Below are 16,762 nucleotides of genomic sequence, written 5' to 3' on the forward strand. Positions count from 1 at the left end.
CGGTCGGCCCCTACGTCATCGCAACATGCATGTCCCCTCCCCCCTGGGGGGGGAGGGCAGGGAGGGGGGTGCAGATTACCGGCTGACGACCAGCCGCCGCGTCAGCGATCCCGCGCTCGTTTCCAGGCGGTAGAGGTAGACGCCGGAGGGAATTTCCACGCAGTTCCAGGACGCCTCGTGACGCCCGGCGGTCGTCTCGGCGTTCATCACGGTGGCCACGCGCCTGCCGGCCAGGTCGTAGACGGCCAGTTCCACATGGCCGTCGGCGGGAAGCGAATAGGCGAAGCTCACCGCCCCGCGCGCCGGGTTGGGATAGGCTTCTTCGAGTGTCAGCCGGTACGCCGGTCCTGGGAAAGTCACCGCCTCCGTGGGGCCGAAGCGGCTTACCGTCCCGTCCGAGTCGGTGACCTCCAGCCAGTAGACGTAGCTCAAACCGGCCTCTGTATCTCTGTCCAGCCAGCGGACCGCCGAGCCGGGAAGCGCGCCGGATACCGCCTCCGGTTCGCTCTCACCAGTTGACCGCAGGACGTGTAGACCGGCGGGAACGTCGCCGGTGATTTCCCAGCCGACCAGGACCCCCTCGTCGCGAACGTCCGCAAAGATGTCCGCGTCCTCCAGGCCGACCCCGAGCTGGTTGTAGAAGACGAAGTTGGGTTTACCATAATCCCAAGGGTTCGAGGTTAATCCCACGGCCAGGTCGGGTGAACCGTCGTTGTTCAGGTCCCCGAGGTCTGAACACACTGCATAATAGTCCGGCAGCCAGAGCAGTTCGGGATATGTTTCCAGTCCGCCGCCGTTCCAGAGGTACATGTGTATCGTGCCAAGGTCCGAAAGAAACATGTCCGTGTGACCGTCCAGCGTGGCGTCGCGGATGCTGCAGGAACAAACGTGGCCGTACAACTCGGATTCCCAACTGGGCGAGGTGGGGAGGCCGGAACCGTCGCCGTAGTAGACGTCGGAGTAGAAATCCAACCAGTCGTCGGCGCCGCAGATGCCCTTGAAGAGGTCGAGGATGCCGTCATCGTTAACGTCGCCCCAGAGTGCCACCTGGCATCTTCCGGGGGGTGGGTCGTTCTTCCAAATCGGCGTCGTCTGGATGACGCCGTTTACGTTCTCATAGACCCGAACGTAGGACCCGTAGCTGGCTACGGCCAGGTCCAGGTCGCCGTCCGCGTCGTAGTCCCCCCAATCTGTCGATACGCCCATTTCATGTCTAAACAGCAGGGGCTCGTCGGTCAGGACGCCGCCCTCGTTGGTATAGATCGCGACGTTGTGAACATGTTGGTCGGTCATCGCCAGGTCGGGGTAGCCGTCGTCGTTGTAATCACCCAGTGTGAGACCATCGTACACGGCGGAGGGGTCGTACATGTGGGACCAGGAGGGCGTGGTCTCGAGGCCGTTCCCGTCGTTGTAGTACACGTGAAGCTGATCGCCGCCACAGACCAGGTCCAGGTCGCCGTCCAGGTCCAGGTCCCCGGCGACGCAGGAGTAGGAGCCCTCGTCCAATCCCGAGGTCCAGCCCGGTGCCTCCGACAGACCGTCCCCCTCGTTGTAGTACACCACGTCATAATCGTAGGTGGCCGTGATGTTGTTGGCGGCGTAGAGGTCCAGCCGGTCGCTCCAGGTGTAGTCCACCTCGACGGTCGCCCCGTCGGCGGGGGCCGCGCCCAGGGCGATCCATCCGTCGTGCGGGTCCTCGCAGTACTCGTCGAGACCGAGGACCCGTCCGTTGACGCGCACCTCGGCAATGTCGCGCGCCGGAATGTGGTCGAGGTTGAACACCTTACAGTGACCGTCGCCGGTGCTCGTCTCGCCGGTCTGCGTCACCCAGCCGTCCCCGTTAAAGTCGCCGAGGACGATCCAGTGCGTCGAGGCCCCGTCCTCGCTCGTCCAGTCGGGGGGGATGGAATAGGGAATCCTGTCCACCGCGACGACGGGCACCAGGACCACCACTAGCATCGTTAGTATCTTACGCATGGCTTTCTCACCTCTATTATGAGGTATCTCTACCTCACCGTAACGAGACCCGAGATGGGTTTTCCATCCCGAGCTGACCGTGATTCACCGGCTCACGACCAGGCGCTCGCCGAGGACCAGGTAGATATGCACAACCACCTCTTTTTTCTGGCGCGATTTCCAGCGTCCCCGGGCGAACTAGTGTTTACCTCCGATGACTTCGTTTACCAGTACTATCCTTTTCTCCCTCAAAAGAACTTCTATATCCATGTCTTTTACAGACGGCGCCGAATCGAAGTAGGCATAAAAGGCCCGTTTGAGCACCTCGGCCAGCCCCCTGTCCCTGAGATGAAGTGCCAGCAGACCGTAGCCGCTGGCTAATTCGCTCTTCAAGCCGAGCAGTATCTCGCGTCCGTCAATTACCAGAACCTTGCCCGGCACCTCGTCAATGATTTTTACATCAACGTTATCGTAGTCCCTGTAAACGTTTGTAATGACGTTTACCAGGCTGTGGTTCAGCTTCCCGAGCCCCGCTATTGAATGAAACTTCACCTTTCTTTTTTGTAGCGCTTCGGTAAACTCGGCTTTGTATTTTATTAAAGATTCCTCCATCATCTTTTTCTTCGCGCCGCCCTGTGCCTTCTCCAAGACGAGGTCAACCGCGAAGAGCACTATTTCCTCCTTCGCGTTAGAAACCAGTCTCGTGAGCTCCTCTTGAATTACGAGAGGGTCTTTCATTACCTTGACGTAATCAATCTTCTCCCCGGCTTTCTTCGCCTTTCGGTAGAGCTTGCTCAGGGTATCGCCGACCTCGGTCAGGCTTTGCTGGAACGTCTTCGCTTCCTGGGCGAAGTTTTTCTGGGCCTCCTCGAGGAGCATTTTGGGAGCCACCGCTTCGTAGAGCTTCCGGCCGGAGTTGAGCTGGATGCACCCCCCCTTGGCCTCCAGGGAGTTCAGCACGTCGTAGGCCTTCACCCTGCTCAGCCCGGCCAGTTTTCCGACCTCCGCCGGGGTGCACTTCTCTTTTCGCAGGAGGGCGAGATAGGCCTTGACCTCACTCTCGGTGAATTCGATGTATTTCAGCATCTCGTGTATCTTCTTGTAGTCCATCAGGTTTTTCCTTCGCAAATAGTGTTGTCCCGACAGTGACAACGATAGTGTATAATTAATCCCCTGTCAAGGGTGTTCTGGGGAAAAATATAAAAAAAGGCGGGTCCTCGGGACCCGCCGTCCGTAGCTCACCGACCGCTTCGAGGTGCATCATCCTTCGTCGCGTATATACGGACCGGAGGCTACCTTACCTCGCGTTGGATACCAGGGATACGGCGCCGGCTTTCCACCAGCGGATGCGGTCGCCGGACATGGCGGCGGCGACAATATCGTCCGTCCCGTCGCCGTCCAGGTCGGCGGCGTTCACCGCGTAGGCCCCGCTGAATTCAGCGTCCACGGTGTGCGAGTACCAACTCGACCCGCGACCGTCAACATTCTCCCACCACCGCACGGTGTTGCCGGTGGCCGAGGCCCCGATAATGTCGGCGTCCCCGTCGGCGTCGAGGTCGGCGGCGTGGACGGCGCAGATGGCCAGGCTCTTCTCGATGGAGTGCAGGTTCCAGCTCGTTCCGGAACCGTCGGCGTTCTCCCACCAGGCCAACAGGTTTTCGCCCACCCCGGCGCCCACGATGTCCGTGTCGCCGTCGGAGTCCAGGTCGGCGGCGAAGGCGCAGTACGCCTCACCCAGGGCTTCGGCCAGCGGGTGCCCCGTCCACTCCGAACCCCCGTCTATGTTCTCCCACCAGACGATTCCGCACGTGGTACACGACGCGGTGAGGATGTCCGGGTCGCCGTCGGAGTCCAGGTCGGCCGCCTGGACGGAGTCGACGCCCTCGCAGTAGTAGCTCACCTTGTGCTCGGCCCAGTCCGACGCGCGGCCGTCCAGGTTTTCCCACCAGACGACCTCGTCTACCAGGTGGCCGGAGCCGAGGACGTCGAGGTCGCCGTCGGAGTCCAGGTCGGCGGCGCACACGGAGGTGGCGCCCCGCAGGTCGTCGTCCAGGATGTACCGCGTCCAGCCCGCGCCGGAGCCGTCGTTGGTCCACCAGGCGACCGTGCTGGAGTCCCAGGAGGCGCCGATGACGTCGGGGTCGCCGTCGGAGTCCAGGTCGGCGGCGTTGACCGACATCGCGCCGGGGAAGTCGTCCTCCACCACGCGGGTAAGCCACCGGGCGCCCGTTCCGGCGGTGTTCTCCCACCAGAAGAGGTCGCCCGCGTACCGGGCGGCGCCGAGGATGTCCAGGTCGCCGTCGGAGTCCAGGTCTACGGCCGCGATGGACCGCGCCCCGTCGAAGTTGTCCGCGACGGGGTACCCCGAATCGGTGAGGCCCCGGCCGGCCATGACGGTCGTTATCAAGGCGATGATGAGCTGTGCGTAGCGGGAAACCATCATGTCCCTCTCCGGGGTCGGCTGCGGTGTCTATCAATAAAAGCAAATATCGTTCCGGGCCGGAGGGCCGTCGGTCCGCGGCGAGACGCTGGTTCGTATCATCTTGTAAATGCGCAAGTTGCGGAATAGAGTCGCCGCCGTTAGCCGGGTGAACGCCCGCTCGGTGGAGCGGAAGTCGGGCGTTCTGACGCAGCAAAATGGTTGCTCGCCGGTCGAGCGGCCCGGGTGAGGTCGTCCTCCGGTCATAACGTATAAGCGGACCGATGGGTCCGCCGGTTCTTCCCCGTATCACGGAAGGGGGGTTCTGCGCCGGGTCGTGCAGTTTTACGGATGCAGCAGGGGAGCGACCAGGGGTCGGAGGGCGCCCTGCAGCTCCCGGTCCCGGGGGGTGAAGGGATCGGAGGTGTGGGAGTCTATGTCTATCTGGCCCACCATGACGCCGGAGTGGAAGATTGGGGCCACTATCTCGGCCTTCGTCGCCGCGCTGCAGGCCAGGTAATTGCTTTCCCGGGTCACGTCGCCGACGACGACGGTCCGGCGCTGGGCGGCGGCCCGTCCGCAGACGCCTCGACAGAATGGAATCCGCGTGTGCTCCGTCGCCGCCCCGGTGTAGGGTCCCAGGACCAGCTCCCGGTCGTCGTCGGGGTTGACGAGTCGGAAGTTCGGTCTGTGGGTCGGCCATCGCTAATCGCCGGTTCCCGGGGGCTCTTCCCTGTCCCCGACCAGCGGCTCCTCCTCGCCGTTGCCGATGCTCGCCAGTTGCCACCAGTTACGCGAGTCCTTGAAGCCGCCGTAGGGGTTCTCCTCGCCGTAGAAGACGAAGCCGAGGATGATCCCCCGGTGCCGGGCGAAGGGGTAGAAGTCGTCGAAGGAGGCCCAGACGTTGAGGGCGATTTCCCCGGCTTCGAAGTCGCCCTTCAGCACGTCCCGCACCTGGCAGCGCAGGACGTGGCCCCAGCCGTGGCTGGTGCGTACTCGGTGTCCACCTTAATCACCAGGTCGGCCCCCGCCCATTCGTCGGCCGCCCGCACTGCCGGGAGCGCGAGCAGAATCGCCGACACGGTCAAGAGTGCTCTTTTCGACATGGTCACGACCTCCCGGCCCACCGCGTCCGATTCGTTCACTCGCAAGACCGCCGGCGGGTTCCCCCGATTTACCCACCCCTTTAATAGTCCGGGTTTCACACCCCGTCAAGGGGGTGCCGCGGCGATGCGGTTCTCGCCTGTCCGGTCGGTGTGGGGATCGTGCTCGGGAAGCTCAACTGCAATTTTATCCGGTTGAAATGCGGAAAGTTACGCAAGACGTACACCTTCGGTGCGCCTGCAGATCGGGTCTGCGCTTCTTATCTGATTGATATTTTAAGATATGCGCCGAGTGTAAAAAAAAGTTGACTTGACAAAACCCCCTATGTTAGGGTGTAAATGGGAAAAGTGATTCGCGGGTGAAATAAACAAAGCCGGACGAAGAAAAAACGATGCACCTGAGCCCGAGAAACGTGTACCACGGCGAATTCACCTACAACAAACCCAGCCGGGTCAGCTCCCGGCGACTCGTCATCCGCTCCATCCACGTCGCCTGCCGTCACCAGAAACTGATCCACGACATGCTCGGCTTCCACTACGACGGCGGTGGAGGCTCTTTTTCCGTGACGCCGTGCTGAACGAAGGGAACACCGTTCTTTGGTGCTCCCTTTTTTTGCGAGTGTTCGGTTGATCCGCCAATCAACCGGAGAAGTGCCCGGGACAAGAGTTTCCCAACATCGGGGCACATTGAAAGAGGGCATCCAGGCCGCCACCTGAATGCCCGACCCCCTGGAAGTTCCCTCAGTCGTCCAAGACCGGAAAGAACTCTACAAGGAGGCTTGCATGCGCAAGTATAGCACAATCCCCACCGCTTTAACCCTCATTATCGTGGGGGCCCTCGCCGGTTGCGGCGGGGAAGAGAACGGTGAGCCGTCGGAGGTCGTCACCCTCAGCGTGAACGGCTCCACCACCGTGACCCCCATCATGCAGAGCGTGGCCGAGGTGTACGAGGCGGCGGACCTCGAGGTCTCCGGCACCGGCTCCGGCGACGGCATCACCGCCCTCATTGACGGACGCACCGACGTCGCCATGGCCTCCCGGAAGATGAAGGACAAGGAGAAGGAAGACGCTGCGGCAAAGGGCGTCAAGCCCGTCGAGGTCGTCATCGCCCGCGACGGCATCGCCATCGTCGTCCATCCCTCCAACACCGTCTCCGGCCTCACCCTCGAGCAGGTCAAGGATATCTACCTCGGCAAGATCACCAACTGGAAGCAGCTCGGAGGTCCCGATGCCGAGATAGTTCCGGTCACCCGCGACAGCTCCTCCGGAACCTTCGAGGTCTTCGAGGAGCTCGTCATGGACAAGGAGCCCATCGTCCCCGGCGCGGTCACCCAGAACTCCAACGGCACCGTGCGCACGGCCGTGGCGGGATCCGAGGGCGCCGTCGGTTACGTCGGCCTGGGTTACGTAGACAAAACCGTCAAGGCCCTGGCCGTGGATGGCGTGGTCCCTTCGGAAGATACGGTCAACAGCGGGGCCTACAAGATCGCCCGCGACTTGAACCTTTACTATCCCAAGGGCGCCCCCCAGGCCGTGCTCGACCTGGTCAAATTCGTCCTGAGCAAAGAGGGACAGAAGATCGTGGCCGACGAGGGCTTCATCCCCCTCTAGGCCGCTTCTTTCGTGCAAGGATAGAAAAACGGGGCGAAGAACATGACCAGATTCACCTCCGAAACCGTCGTGAAGCCGCTGCTGGGATTCTTCGCCCTGTTGTCCCTCGTCTTCCTGGCGGGCATCCTGGTGACCCTGTTGACCGAGTCGGGCCCCTTCTTCGGGGAGTACGACCCCCTTAAGTTCTTCACGGGCACCCAGTGGTACCCGACCCTCCAGACGCAGAACGAGGCCGGGGAATGGGTGTCTAATCCCCAGTTCGGTCTCCTCCCCCTGCTGACGGCCTCGCTCCAGGTGACGTTGCTGGCCCTCGTCATCGCCCTGCCGCTTTCCCTGGGCGCGGCGGTCTTCCTGGCCGAAATCGCCCCGCCGGCGCTCAGAGAAATAATAAAACCGCTCATCGAGCTCCTGGCGGGCATCCCCAGCGTCGTCTTCGGGTTCATCGGCATGGTCCTCGTCGCCCCCTTCATCAAGGACCTGTTCGGCATCCCCATCGGTCTCAACGGGCTCTCCGCCTCCATCGTCCTGGCATTTATGGCTTTCCCCACCATCACCAGCCTGGCCGAGGACGCCATCTCCGCCGTGCCCCACGATCTCAAAGAGGCCTCCCTGGCGATGGGCGCCAACCGTTGGGAAACGGTGAGCCGCGTCATGGTCCCCGCGGCCCGTTCGGGCATCTACTCGGCGGTCATCCTGGGCTTCGGACGCGTCATCGGTGAGACGATGACGGTGCTGATGGTTGCCGGCGGCGGCGCCGCACTGACCATCAACCCCCTCTCCCCCCTGAGGCCCATGACGGCGACCATCGCCCTGGAGATGGGGGAGGCGGTGCAGGGAGGGCCCCATTACCACGCCCTCTTCGCCCTGGCGCTTCTGCTCCTGGTGATAACCCTGGCCTTCAATCTCCTCGCTGAACGGATACGGGGCGGACGGCAGGAACTGCAGAGATGAAATTTTCCCGAAAATTCCGGCAGGGTTTCTGGTTCGCCATGTCCGGCGTTTCGATAGTCATCGTCCTGGGCATGCTCGGCCTGGTTATCGGTTTCATCATCTCCAAGGGCGCCGATGTCATCAGTTGGGAGTTCCTCACGGACGTGCCGCACAAGGCGATGACCGAGGGCGGCATCTGGCCCGCCATCCTCGGAACCCTCCTTTTGTCCCTGGGCTCCATCGTCTTCGCCCTGCCCCTGGGTCTTTTCGCCGCGATCTACCTCGTCGAGTATTCCCGGGACGGGAAGCTGCGTCGCTGGATCCGCGTCGGCGTCAATTCGCTCTCCGGCGTCCCATCGGTGGTGTTCGGCCTGTTCGGCCTGGCGCTCTTCGTGAACTTCCTCGGCTTCGGCGCCTGTATTCTGGCGGGGAGCCTGACCCTGGGCCTGATGGTCCTGCCCACCATCATCCGCGCCACCGAGGAGGCGCTCAAATCCATCCCCATGAGCTTCCGGGAGGCCTCCCTGGCCCTGGGGGCCACCCGGTGGAACACCACCGTCCGGGTGGTGCTCCCCGCGGCCGTCTCCCAGATTCTGACCGGGGTGATTCTGGCCGTGGGACGCGCCGCCGGCGAAACGGCCCCCATCATGTTCACCGCCGCCGTCTTCTTCACAAAACGGCTGCCCACCGGTCTTTTCAGCAAGGTCATGGCGCTGCCCTATCACATATACGCCCTGATGACCGAGGGCACCCATCCCGTCGAGCAGACGGCCATGGCCTATGGAACCGCCCTCGTCCTTCTGATGCTCGTGCTCTTGGTCAACGGTGCGGCGATATTCTTCCGCATCCGGGCCAGGAAGGGGAAGAAATGGTAGACGTGCAACTGACGCATCGGGAAACCAGACCGGAGGAGATGGTGGCCAAGGTTACCATCGAGGGGCTCGACCTCTGGTTCGACGACGCCCAGGTCCTCAAGGGCGTCACCTGCGCTATCCCCGAGAAGGCGGTCACCGCCATCATGGGGCCGTCGGGCTGCGGGAAGAGCACCCTCCTGCGCGCGATGAACCGCATGCACGACCTGACACCGAGCTGCCGGATTCGGGGTAAAATCAGGCTCGACGGCCGGGACATCTTCGAGGAGGGAACCGACGTCTACGAGCTCCGGCGGCGGGTGGGGATGGTTTTCCAGCGCCCCAACCCATTTCCGAAGAGCGTCTTCGAGAACGTGGCCTACGGCTTGAAGATACACGGCGAACGCGGCCGAGCCGCGCTGGAGCAGGCCGTGGAGAAGGCCCTGCGGGACGCGAACCTGTGGGAGGAGGTCCGGGACAAGCTTCACCGGTCGGCCCTCGACTTATCCGGCGGCCAGCAGCAGCGCCTGTGCATCGCCCGCGCCCTGGCGGTCGAGCCCGAGGTGCTCCTCCTGGATGAGCCGGCCAGCGCCCTGGACCCCATTTCCACCGCCAAGCTCGAGGAGCTCATCGAAAAGCTGCAGGACGACTACACCGTCATCATCGTCACCCACAACCTGCAGCAGGCGGCCCGCGTTTCCCAGTACACGGCCTTTCTGATGCTGGGAGAGCTGGTCGAGTTCGGCGTGACCGACGAAGTTTTCACCTCTCCGTCCGACCACCGGACGGAGAACTACCTCCGCGGCATCTTCGGTTAAAGGTCTGAAAATCCGTTTCAAGGACGGAAAAAGACGCCCGCCGGGGCTAAAGAGGTGTCCGATGCTTTATAAACGGTTGGAAGCCCTGGGCTCGCGGTTGATGGAGATGGCCGAGCTCACCCGGTCCATGCTCGACGATTCCCTCAAGGCTCTGGAAATCCTGGATGTGGATTTAGCGACCCGGGTCGCCGATGTGGACGAGCTCCTCGTCAACCAGATGGAGACCTGGAACCTGGAGGAGGCCATCCACGTCATTACCCTCTTTCAGCCCATGGGCAAGAACGTCAGGCAGCTCGTGGCCGTCATCCTCATAAACCGCGACCTCGAGCGCATCGCCGACCACGCGCAGAACATCGCCAACCACGCGCGCTATCTGGCCTCGCCCGAGGGTGAGCCCGAGTCCGGGGCCGCCTGCGCGACGCTCGGAGTGATAGAGCTGCCCCGGGAGCTTCTGAACATGGGGGAGATGGCCCGGAAGATGGTGGCCGACAGCCTGCGGGCCTACAACGACGAGGACGAGGAGCTGGCCAAGCGCGTAATCGCCGGCGACGCGGAGCTCAACGACCTGACCGCCCGGACGGTACGGATACTCCTCGGCAGGATGTCCGGCGGGTGCAGCGACGGGGAGTCGGGCGACGGGCCCGGGCTGACCGAAACCTGCTGGCGGCTGGCCCTCGTCGCCCGGAACCTCGAGCGTGTCGGCGACCACGCCACCAACATCGCCGAGAGCGTGCTCTTCGTGGTGGAGAGCCACCTGCACCTGCACCACAAGCACGAGATAGCGAAAGAGCTGGCGAGAATGAAAGAGAAGAAGCGGCGTCCGCGGGGGGATGGATAACCGCCCGTCCACGCTCCGCGGCGTCGTAGCCGTAAAGTCGCATAAAGCCTGAATCTACCGTTGCCTGTAACAAACCCCAACCTGGAGGTAAAGACAGTGCGAAAATTACTTGCCGTTCTCCTGGCCCTGACCTTCGCCGGCACGGCCCTGGCCGGCGTCACCGTCTTCGACGACGACTTCTTCAAGGTCAAGCTCGGCGGCTACTTCCAGTTCCGTTGGGACTACGATCTCCAGACCAACGTCACCGACGGCAACGCCTTCGGCGAGCTCTACTTCAAGCGCGCCAAGCTGGAAGTTTCCGGCGACATCGGCGACTACTGGTCCTTCAAGCTCGTCGAGCAGGTCAAGGACCGCGCACACTTCAAGGGCCTTTCCCTGGACACAACGGACTACGACATTGATGACGACGGCACCCCCGATTTCACCTACGTCTCCGGCGTCACCGCCAGCACCGCGAAATACCTGCAGTGGGAGCTCGAGGAGCTCTACCTGTCCTTCAAGCCGGTGGACCTGTTCAACCTGCGATTCGGTCTGCAGAAGCCGGCCGGCTCCTGGACCTACATGCTGTCCAGCTCGGCGCAGCCCTTCATTGACCGGCCCCAGCACGACGCCTGGTCGCCCGATTTCCAAGAGGGCGTCGTGGCCGGGCTCAATATCGCCGGCGCGGAGAAAGGCACCAGTTACCTGAACCTTCAGCTCGGCGTCTGGGAGAACGACAGAGCCGGCTGGGGCGGAGAAACGGGCCCGGGGAACGACCCCGACCTCACCGACATCAACTTCTCCGTCTACGCCGACAGTTCCTTCATGAAGGGTATCCACCTGGGCGGCTTCCTCTACATGGCCAACGACCAGGACCTCGGATACATGGATCCCGAAACCGATGCGGATGTCTACACCGGTGTCACGGGCTACGGCGCCCACGCCAACTACACCCACGATTACTTTTACGCGGGCCTCGAGTACGTCGGCGGGAGCATCGGCGTGTCCAGCTCCAAGGACGCCGACGGCGGCTCCGTTGACGCGGGCGACGACTTCGGCGTCATGGGCCTGGCCGTGGACCTGTTCGGACGGCTGCCCGTGGGCGGCGACTTCCTCGATTTGGTGGAGATCGGCGGCCGTTACGACATGAACGACACCGATGACACCCTGGACAACAACGGCATGAACCAGTTGACCATCGGCGCCAACCTCTTCTTCACCAAGGATCACTACGCGCTGTTGCAGCTCAACTACATCATGCAGATGCCCGAGGACTCCGACGTGGACGGCAACTCCTGGATCAAGGCGCAGTTGCAGCTCAAGTTCTAAAAAAAGGACCGGGGCTCACGGCTGTAAAGGGGTTCCCCTCTGCACATAAAGGACGACCGGTTTAATGATTGAACTCCTTGGGGCGGTCGGTCCGACGCGTGATCAAGGGAGACAAGACACCCTCGTAGGGGCCGACCTTTAGGTCGGCCCGCGGGCGGGTCTGAAGACCCGCCCCTACGTCATCCAACCTGCCTGGATGTCGCTTTCGTTTGTGCGAGATAATCAACTTCCCGGGTTGATAACGGGGCTGCGGAGTAATAGAATCGTGTCCCCTCACCCGTCAGGAGGTCAGCCCTTGCACTACGTCCTCATAGAATGCGGCGTCAAGTGCCCCAAGTGCGACAACCCCGTCCCGCTCAACGGGCCCTGGGAGATCGCCCACTGCGCCCACTGTCAGGCGGACTTCGATGTCCCCCACGAGTACTGGATAGACATCTTCAAGGACATCCTGGACGACGAGAAATCCGGGGAGCTCAAGACGGGCGAGGGCAGCAACTCGACCATCTGGGGCACGTTCAACACGACGCTCATGTACGCGAACCAGGTTCCGTACTGCCTGAAATGCGGGACCGATTTCCCGGAGGCCGCCTTCAAGCCGGACGCGGGCACGCTAGCGTGCGCCAAGTGCGGCGAGACCGTGGAAACCGCCCCGCCGCCGGGCTGGTTTTCGAGCCTCAACCCCCGGCTCCTGGTGGGCGCGTCGCTGAGCGTCGCCGACGAGGTGCAGCCCGAGGGCGTCTCGGGCCCCGTGGCCTTCACCTGCCCCAAGTGCGGCGGCGCCCTGGTCGTGGACGGCAAGGACCGCCTGGTGCCCTGCCAGTTCTGCAACGTGCAGGTGTACCTGCCCGACGACCTCTGGCTCAGGCTCCACCCGGCGAAGTCCAAGTCCAGGTGGTTCGTGGTTTTCGAGTAGTTTGAGGGCTTACCGGGCGGACGCCGGTTTGCATTGACAAACCGGACGCTCTATCGTAGTGTCCCCCCGGTTTAGCTCTTTCGATTTTCCACCGAGGCGGTCGTGGAGATTCGGGTCCCTTGGGGAAAAGGGGAGCAGACGGTCGCGCTCGAACCTGACCGGCTGGCCGGTGTCGTTCACCCGAACGAGGTTGATTCGGGCGACGAATTCGAAACGCTGCGCCGCGCCCTGGCCGACCCCATCGGCACCGTTCCCTTCGGCGAGTTCATCGGCGCCGGCGGAGAGATTCTCTTCATCGTCAACGACGGCACGCGGCCCACCCCCACCGCCAAGGTCCTCGATATAATCGAGGGGGACCTGGCCGGCATTGAGCCCTCCTTCATCATAGCCACCGGCGTCCACCGCGGTCCCACCGAGGAGGAGCTCCGCTTCATCTTCGGCCGCCACCTCGAGCGTTTCCGCGACCGGATCCACGTCCACGATTCCAAGGCCGACGCCGAGATGGTCCACATCGGCACCTCGTCGTCTGGCACCGAGATGTGGGTCAACCGCCTGGGGGTGGAGGCGGACCGGCTGGTCATCATCGGTTCCGTCGAGCCCCACTACTTCGGCGGCTACACGGGCGGCCGCAAGGCCTTCCTGCCGGGCATCGCGTCTTACCTGACAATCGAACAGAACCACAAATTCGCTATGAATATCCGGGCTCAGGCGCTGGCCCTCGACGGCAACCCGGTCCACGAGGACATGATTGACGCCCTGAAGGTCATCGCCGAAAAACCGATTTTCTCCATCCAGACCGTCCTGGACCGCGACCGCAAAATATACGCCGCCACCGCCGGGCACATCCACGAATCCTTCTACGCCGCCATCGAACGGGCCAACGAGGTCTTCTGCGTAGAGATTCCCGCCAAGGCCGACGTGGTGGTCAGCGTCGCTCCATACCCCATGGACGTGGACCTCTACCAGTCCCAGAAGGCCCTGGACAACGGCAAGCTGGCCCTGGCCGAGGGGGGTATACTCATCCTGGTGTCCAAGTGTCGCACCGGAATCGGCCACGAGACGTTCTACGAGCTCCTGAGCTCCTGCTCCACCCCGAAAGAGGTGCTGGCCCGCATCGAGCGGGGCTACGTCCTGGGGTACCACAAGGCGGCCAAGATGGCGGAAATCGGCCTCTGGGCGGAGATGTGGGCGGTCACCGAGCTCCCCGACGACGTGGTGCACAAGTGCCTCATGCGCCCCTTCGCCACGTTGCAGGCGGCGGTGGACGAGGCCCTTTGCGCCAGGGGGCCCGACGCGAAGGTGCTCTTCCTCGTGGACGGGAGCATCACCGTGCCCCTCATCCCCGACGGCAAACCTTCCTGACGGCGGGATCGTGTGGGCGGGTTCCGCACCGGCCTTCAGACGGACTCGTGCGAGCTCCTGACGGCGGGGTCGAGGGAACGGGACTCGATCGTTTAAAGTGTTAAATCGGCGGTTTGCGCCCCAGTCGGCCTTACACCTGAGTACTTTCATCCAGTTGGGTCGAAGATGAAATCCCGGTCTGCGGGGTACAGAAAGCTTTACGTTTCACTCTCGACACCCGGACCGACGGCGAGCCGCTCGGGAGGGTGTGTTTTTTTCGTTTCCCGAATTCCGGGGACGGCGGAAGAGTAACCGGCGCAGGGCGTACCCTGTGCCTTTTAATTGGAGGAACCGATGGCCATCAGCCGCGAGGAGGCTCTCGAGTACCACAGCCGGGGCAGGGCCGGCAAGATAGAGGTCGTTTCCACCAAGCGCTGCCGGACTCAGCGCGACCTGTCCCTGGCGTACACCCCCGGGGTGGCGATACCGTGCCTGGATATTGAAAAGGAGCCGGAGAAGGTCTACGACTACACGGCGAAGGGCAACCTGGTGGCCGTCGTCTCGAACGGCACGGCGGTACTCGGGCTGGGCGACATCGGCCCCGCCGCGGGGAAGCCGGTGATGGAGGGCAAGGGCGTCCTCTTCAAGCGCTTCGCCGACATTGACGTCTTCGATCTGGAGGTTGACTCCAAGAACCCCGAAGAGATCATCCGCACCGTGGAGATGCTCGAGCCGACCTTCGGGGGGATCAACCTGGAGGACATCGCCGCCCCCGACTGCTTCGTCATCGAGGAGGAGCTGAAGAAGCGGATGAGCATCCCGGTCTTCCACGACGACCAGCACGGGACGGCCATCATCTCAGGAGCGGCGCTCCTGAACGCCCTGGAGCTCAACGGGAAGGACATCGGCCAGGTCCGGCTCGTGGTCTCGGGCGCCGGGGCCGCCGGTATCGCCTGCACCAAGTACTACATCACCCTCGGGGTGGACCCGGCGAAGATCCTCCTTCTCGACTCGAAGGGGGTCATCTACGCCGGTCGCAAGGAGGGGATGAACCCGTACAAGGAGCAGTTCGCCGTTGAGACCGACCGGCGCACCCTCGCCGACGCCATGGAGGGGGCGGACGTCTTCCTGGGCCTCTCCACCGCCGGGCTGGTGACCCAGGACATGGTGCGGTCCATGGCCTCCGATCCGATCATCTTCGCCATGGCCAACCCGGACCCCGAGATAACCTACCCGGACGCGAAGGCGGCCCGCGACGACGTAATCATGGCCACCGGCCGCTCCGACTATCCGAACCAGGTGAACAACGTCCTGGGGTTCCCGTTCATCTTCCGCGGTGCCCTGGACGCCCGCGCCACCGACATCAACGAGGCCATGAAGCACGCCGCCACCAAGGCCCTGGCCGACCTGGCCAAGGAGGACGTGCCCGATTCGGTCTGCAAGGCCTACGGCGTCGAGCGGCTGAGCTTCGGGCGGGAGTACCTCATCCCCAAGCCCTTCGATTACCGCGTGCTCATCTGGGAGGCCTCCGCCGTCGCCCAGGCGGCTTTGGAGTCCGGCGTCGCCCGGGTCAAGCTGGATATTGACGAGTATAAAGAACGGCTCGAAGCCCGTCTGGGCAAGAGCCGCGAGATCATGCGCCTCGTGATTCACAAGGCCCGTAAACATCCCGCCCGCCTGGTTTTGCCCGAGGGCGAGGACGACCGCATCCTGCGCGCCAGCGCCATCATCGTGGGCGAGGGAATCGCCAGGCCCATCCTCCTCGGCCGGCGCTCCGTCATCGAGGAACACATCCGTGAGCTGGGCCTGGACCTGGGGGACGTGGAAATCATCAACCCGCCCGAATCCCCCAATCTGGACTCCTACGCCGAGGAGTATTTCAAGCTCCGGCAGCGGAAGGGCAGAGCCCTGGCCCACTGCCGAGAGTTGTTGCAGCTGGGGCGTGTGTACGGGCCGATGATGGTCCGGATGGGCGACGCCGACAGCGTGCTGACGGGGATAACCACCTACTATCCGGAGACGATCCGTCCGGCCATCAGGGTCATCGGCACCGATGACGGATTCGGTATCGTGGCCAGCATGTTCATGCTCATCTTCAAAGAGAAGGTGTTTTTCTTCGCCGACACCACCGTGAACATTGATCCCAGCGCCGAGGAGTTGGCGGGCATCGCCCAGCTCACCGCCAAGTATGTCAAGAAGCTCGGCTACGAACCTCGTATCGCCATGCTCTCCTTCTCCAACTTCGGTAGCGTGGCCCACGAGAAAACCCTCAAGGTGAAGCGGGCAGTGGAGATTGTCAAGAGGGCTGTCCCCGACCTGAAGATTGACGGGGAGATGCAGGCGGACACGGCGGTGATGCCCGAGCTCCTCGAGAGCACCTACCCCTTCGCCGACCTGCGAGGTGGGGCGAACGTCTTGATCTTCCCGGACCTGCAATCGGCCAACATCGCCTACAAGTTGTGCTCGAAGCTCGGCGGCGCCGAGGCCATCGGGCCGATCCTGATGGGGCTGAATAAATCCGCCCACATCCTACCCCACAGCTGTGAGGTGGACGACGTGGTGAACATGGCGGCCATCGCCGTGGCCGAGATTTAGGTAAAGAAACCGGGGTCCTGCCAAAACTGACGAGTCGGTCTCCCTTCGGGGTTGGCCGGCTCGTCACGTTCTTGGCGCA

15 protein-coding genes and 1 pseudogene are annotated in these 16,762 nt (G+C 63.1%); 10 read left to right on the forward strand and 6 right to left on the reverse strand.

Annotated elements, in window-relative coordinates; all coding sequences use genetic code 11:
- Positions 1-75: 75 nt before the first annotated feature.
- The 6 genes and pseudogenes from VM054_00325 to VM054_00350 form a co-directional block, all read right to left on the reverse strand.
- The gene (locus VM054_00325) at positions 76-1,977 is read right to left on the reverse strand and encodes a T9SS type A sorting domain-containing protein (protein ID HUT97502.1); all 1,902 of its coding nucleotides are present in this window, start codon (positions 1,975-1,977) and stop codon (positions 76-78) included.
- Positions 1,978-2,154: 177 nt separating this feature from the next.
- Complete coding sequence (locus VM054_00330) at positions 2,155-3,066, reverse strand: helix-turn-helix domain-containing protein (GenBank protein ID HUT97503.1); 912 nt, start codon at positions 3,064-3,066, stop codon at positions 2,155-2,157.
- Positions 3,067-3,253: 187 nt separating this feature from the next.
- On the reverse strand, positions 3,254-4,399 hold the full coding sequence (locus tag VM054_00335) for a VCBS repeat-containing protein (GenBank protein ID HUT97504.1): 1,146 nt from the start codon (positions 4,397-4,399) through the stop codon (positions 3,254-3,256).
- 321 nt (positions 4,400-4,720) lie between these two features.
- Positions 4,721-5,026 (reverse strand): annotated as a pseudogene (locus VM054_00340) (GAF domain-containing protein).
- Positions 5,027-5,080: 54 nt separating this feature from the next.
- Positions 5,081-5,320: a hypothetical protein gene (locus VM054_00345; GenBank protein HUT97505.1), complete on the reverse strand. Its 240-nt coding sequence runs from the start codon at positions 5,318-5,320 to the stop codon at positions 5,081-5,083.
- Positions 5,314-5,520, reverse strand: coding sequence for a hypothetical protein (locus VM054_00350; GenBank protein HUT97506.1), 207 nt, complete (start codon positions 5,518-5,520; stop codon positions 5,314-5,316). The genes VM054_00345 and VM054_00350 overlap by 7 nt, the downstream gene beginning before the upstream one ends.
- A 350-nt stretch (positions 5,521-5,870) precedes the next feature.
- On the opposite strand from VM054_00350, the gene VM054_00355 reads away from it, so the two are divergent.
- From VM054_00355 to VM054_00400, 10 genes are all read left to right on the forward strand, one after another.
- Complete coding sequence (locus VM054_00355; GenBank protein ID HUT97507.1) at positions 5,871-6,056, forward strand: hypothetical protein; 186 nt, start codon at positions 5,871-5,873, stop codon at positions 6,054-6,056.
- 205 nt (positions 6,057-6,261) lie between these two features.
- On the forward strand, positions 6,262-7,089 hold the full coding sequence (locus VM054_00360) for a PstS family phosphate ABC transporter substrate-binding protein (protein ID HUT97508.1): 828 nt from the start codon (positions 6,262-6,264) through the stop codon (positions 7,087-7,089).
- 42 nt (positions 7,090-7,131) lie between these two features.
- Complete coding sequence (gene pstC, locus VM054_00365) at positions 7,132-8,040, forward strand: phosphate ABC transporter permease subunit PstC (GenBank protein ID HUT97509.1); 909 nt, start codon at positions 7,132-7,134, stop codon at positions 8,038-8,040.
- The gene (gene pstA / locus VM054_00370) at positions 8,037-8,894 is read left to right on the forward strand and encodes a phosphate ABC transporter permease PstA (GenBank protein HUT97510.1); all 858 of its coding nucleotides are present in this window, start codon (positions 8,037-8,039) and stop codon (positions 8,892-8,894) included. Before pstC ends, pstA begins: the two co-directional genes overlap by 4 nt.
- Positions 8,895-8,932: 38 nt before the next feature.
- Positions 8,933-9,688: a phosphate ABC transporter ATP-binding protein PstB gene (gene pstB / locus VM054_00375; protein ID HUT97511.1), complete on the forward strand. Its 756-nt coding sequence runs from the start codon at positions 8,933-8,935 to the stop codon at positions 9,686-9,688.
- Between the two features lie 61 nt (positions 9,689-9,749).
- Positions 9,750-10,526, forward strand: a complete 777-nt coding sequence (phoU, locus tag VM054_00380; protein ID HUT97512.1) for a phosphate signaling complex protein PhoU — start codon at positions 9,750-9,752, stop codon at positions 10,524-10,526.
- Positions 10,527-10,622: 96 nt separating this feature from the next.
- Positions 10,623-11,834 (forward strand): porin, encoded by a 1,212-nt coding sequence (locus tag VM054_00385; GenBank protein ID HUT97513.1) that lies wholly within the window; start codon positions 10,623-10,625, stop codon positions 11,832-11,834.
- Between the two features lie 295 nt (positions 11,835-12,129).
- Complete coding sequence (locus tag VM054_00390; GenBank protein HUT97514.1) at positions 12,130-12,747, forward strand: hypothetical protein; 618 nt, start codon at positions 12,130-12,132, stop codon at positions 12,745-12,747.
- Between the two features lie 102 nt (positions 12,748-12,849).
- Complete coding sequence (gene larA / locus VM054_00395) at positions 12,850-14,109, forward strand: nickel-dependent lactate racemase (protein ID HUT97515.1); 1,260 nt, start codon at positions 12,850-12,852, stop codon at positions 14,107-14,109.
- Positions 14,110-14,442: 333 nt separating this feature from the next.
- Positions 14,443-16,683: an NADP-dependent malic enzyme gene (locus VM054_00400; GenBank protein HUT97516.1), complete on the forward strand. Its 2,241-nt coding sequence runs from the start codon at positions 14,443-14,445 to the stop codon at positions 16,681-16,683.
- Positions 16,684-16,762: the final 79 nt, after the last annotated feature.

The organism is bacterium (assembly GCA_035528375.1).
Lineage (GTDB): Bacteria > RBG-13-66-14 > RBG-13-66-14 > RBG-13-66-14 > RBG-13-66-14 > RBG-13-66-14.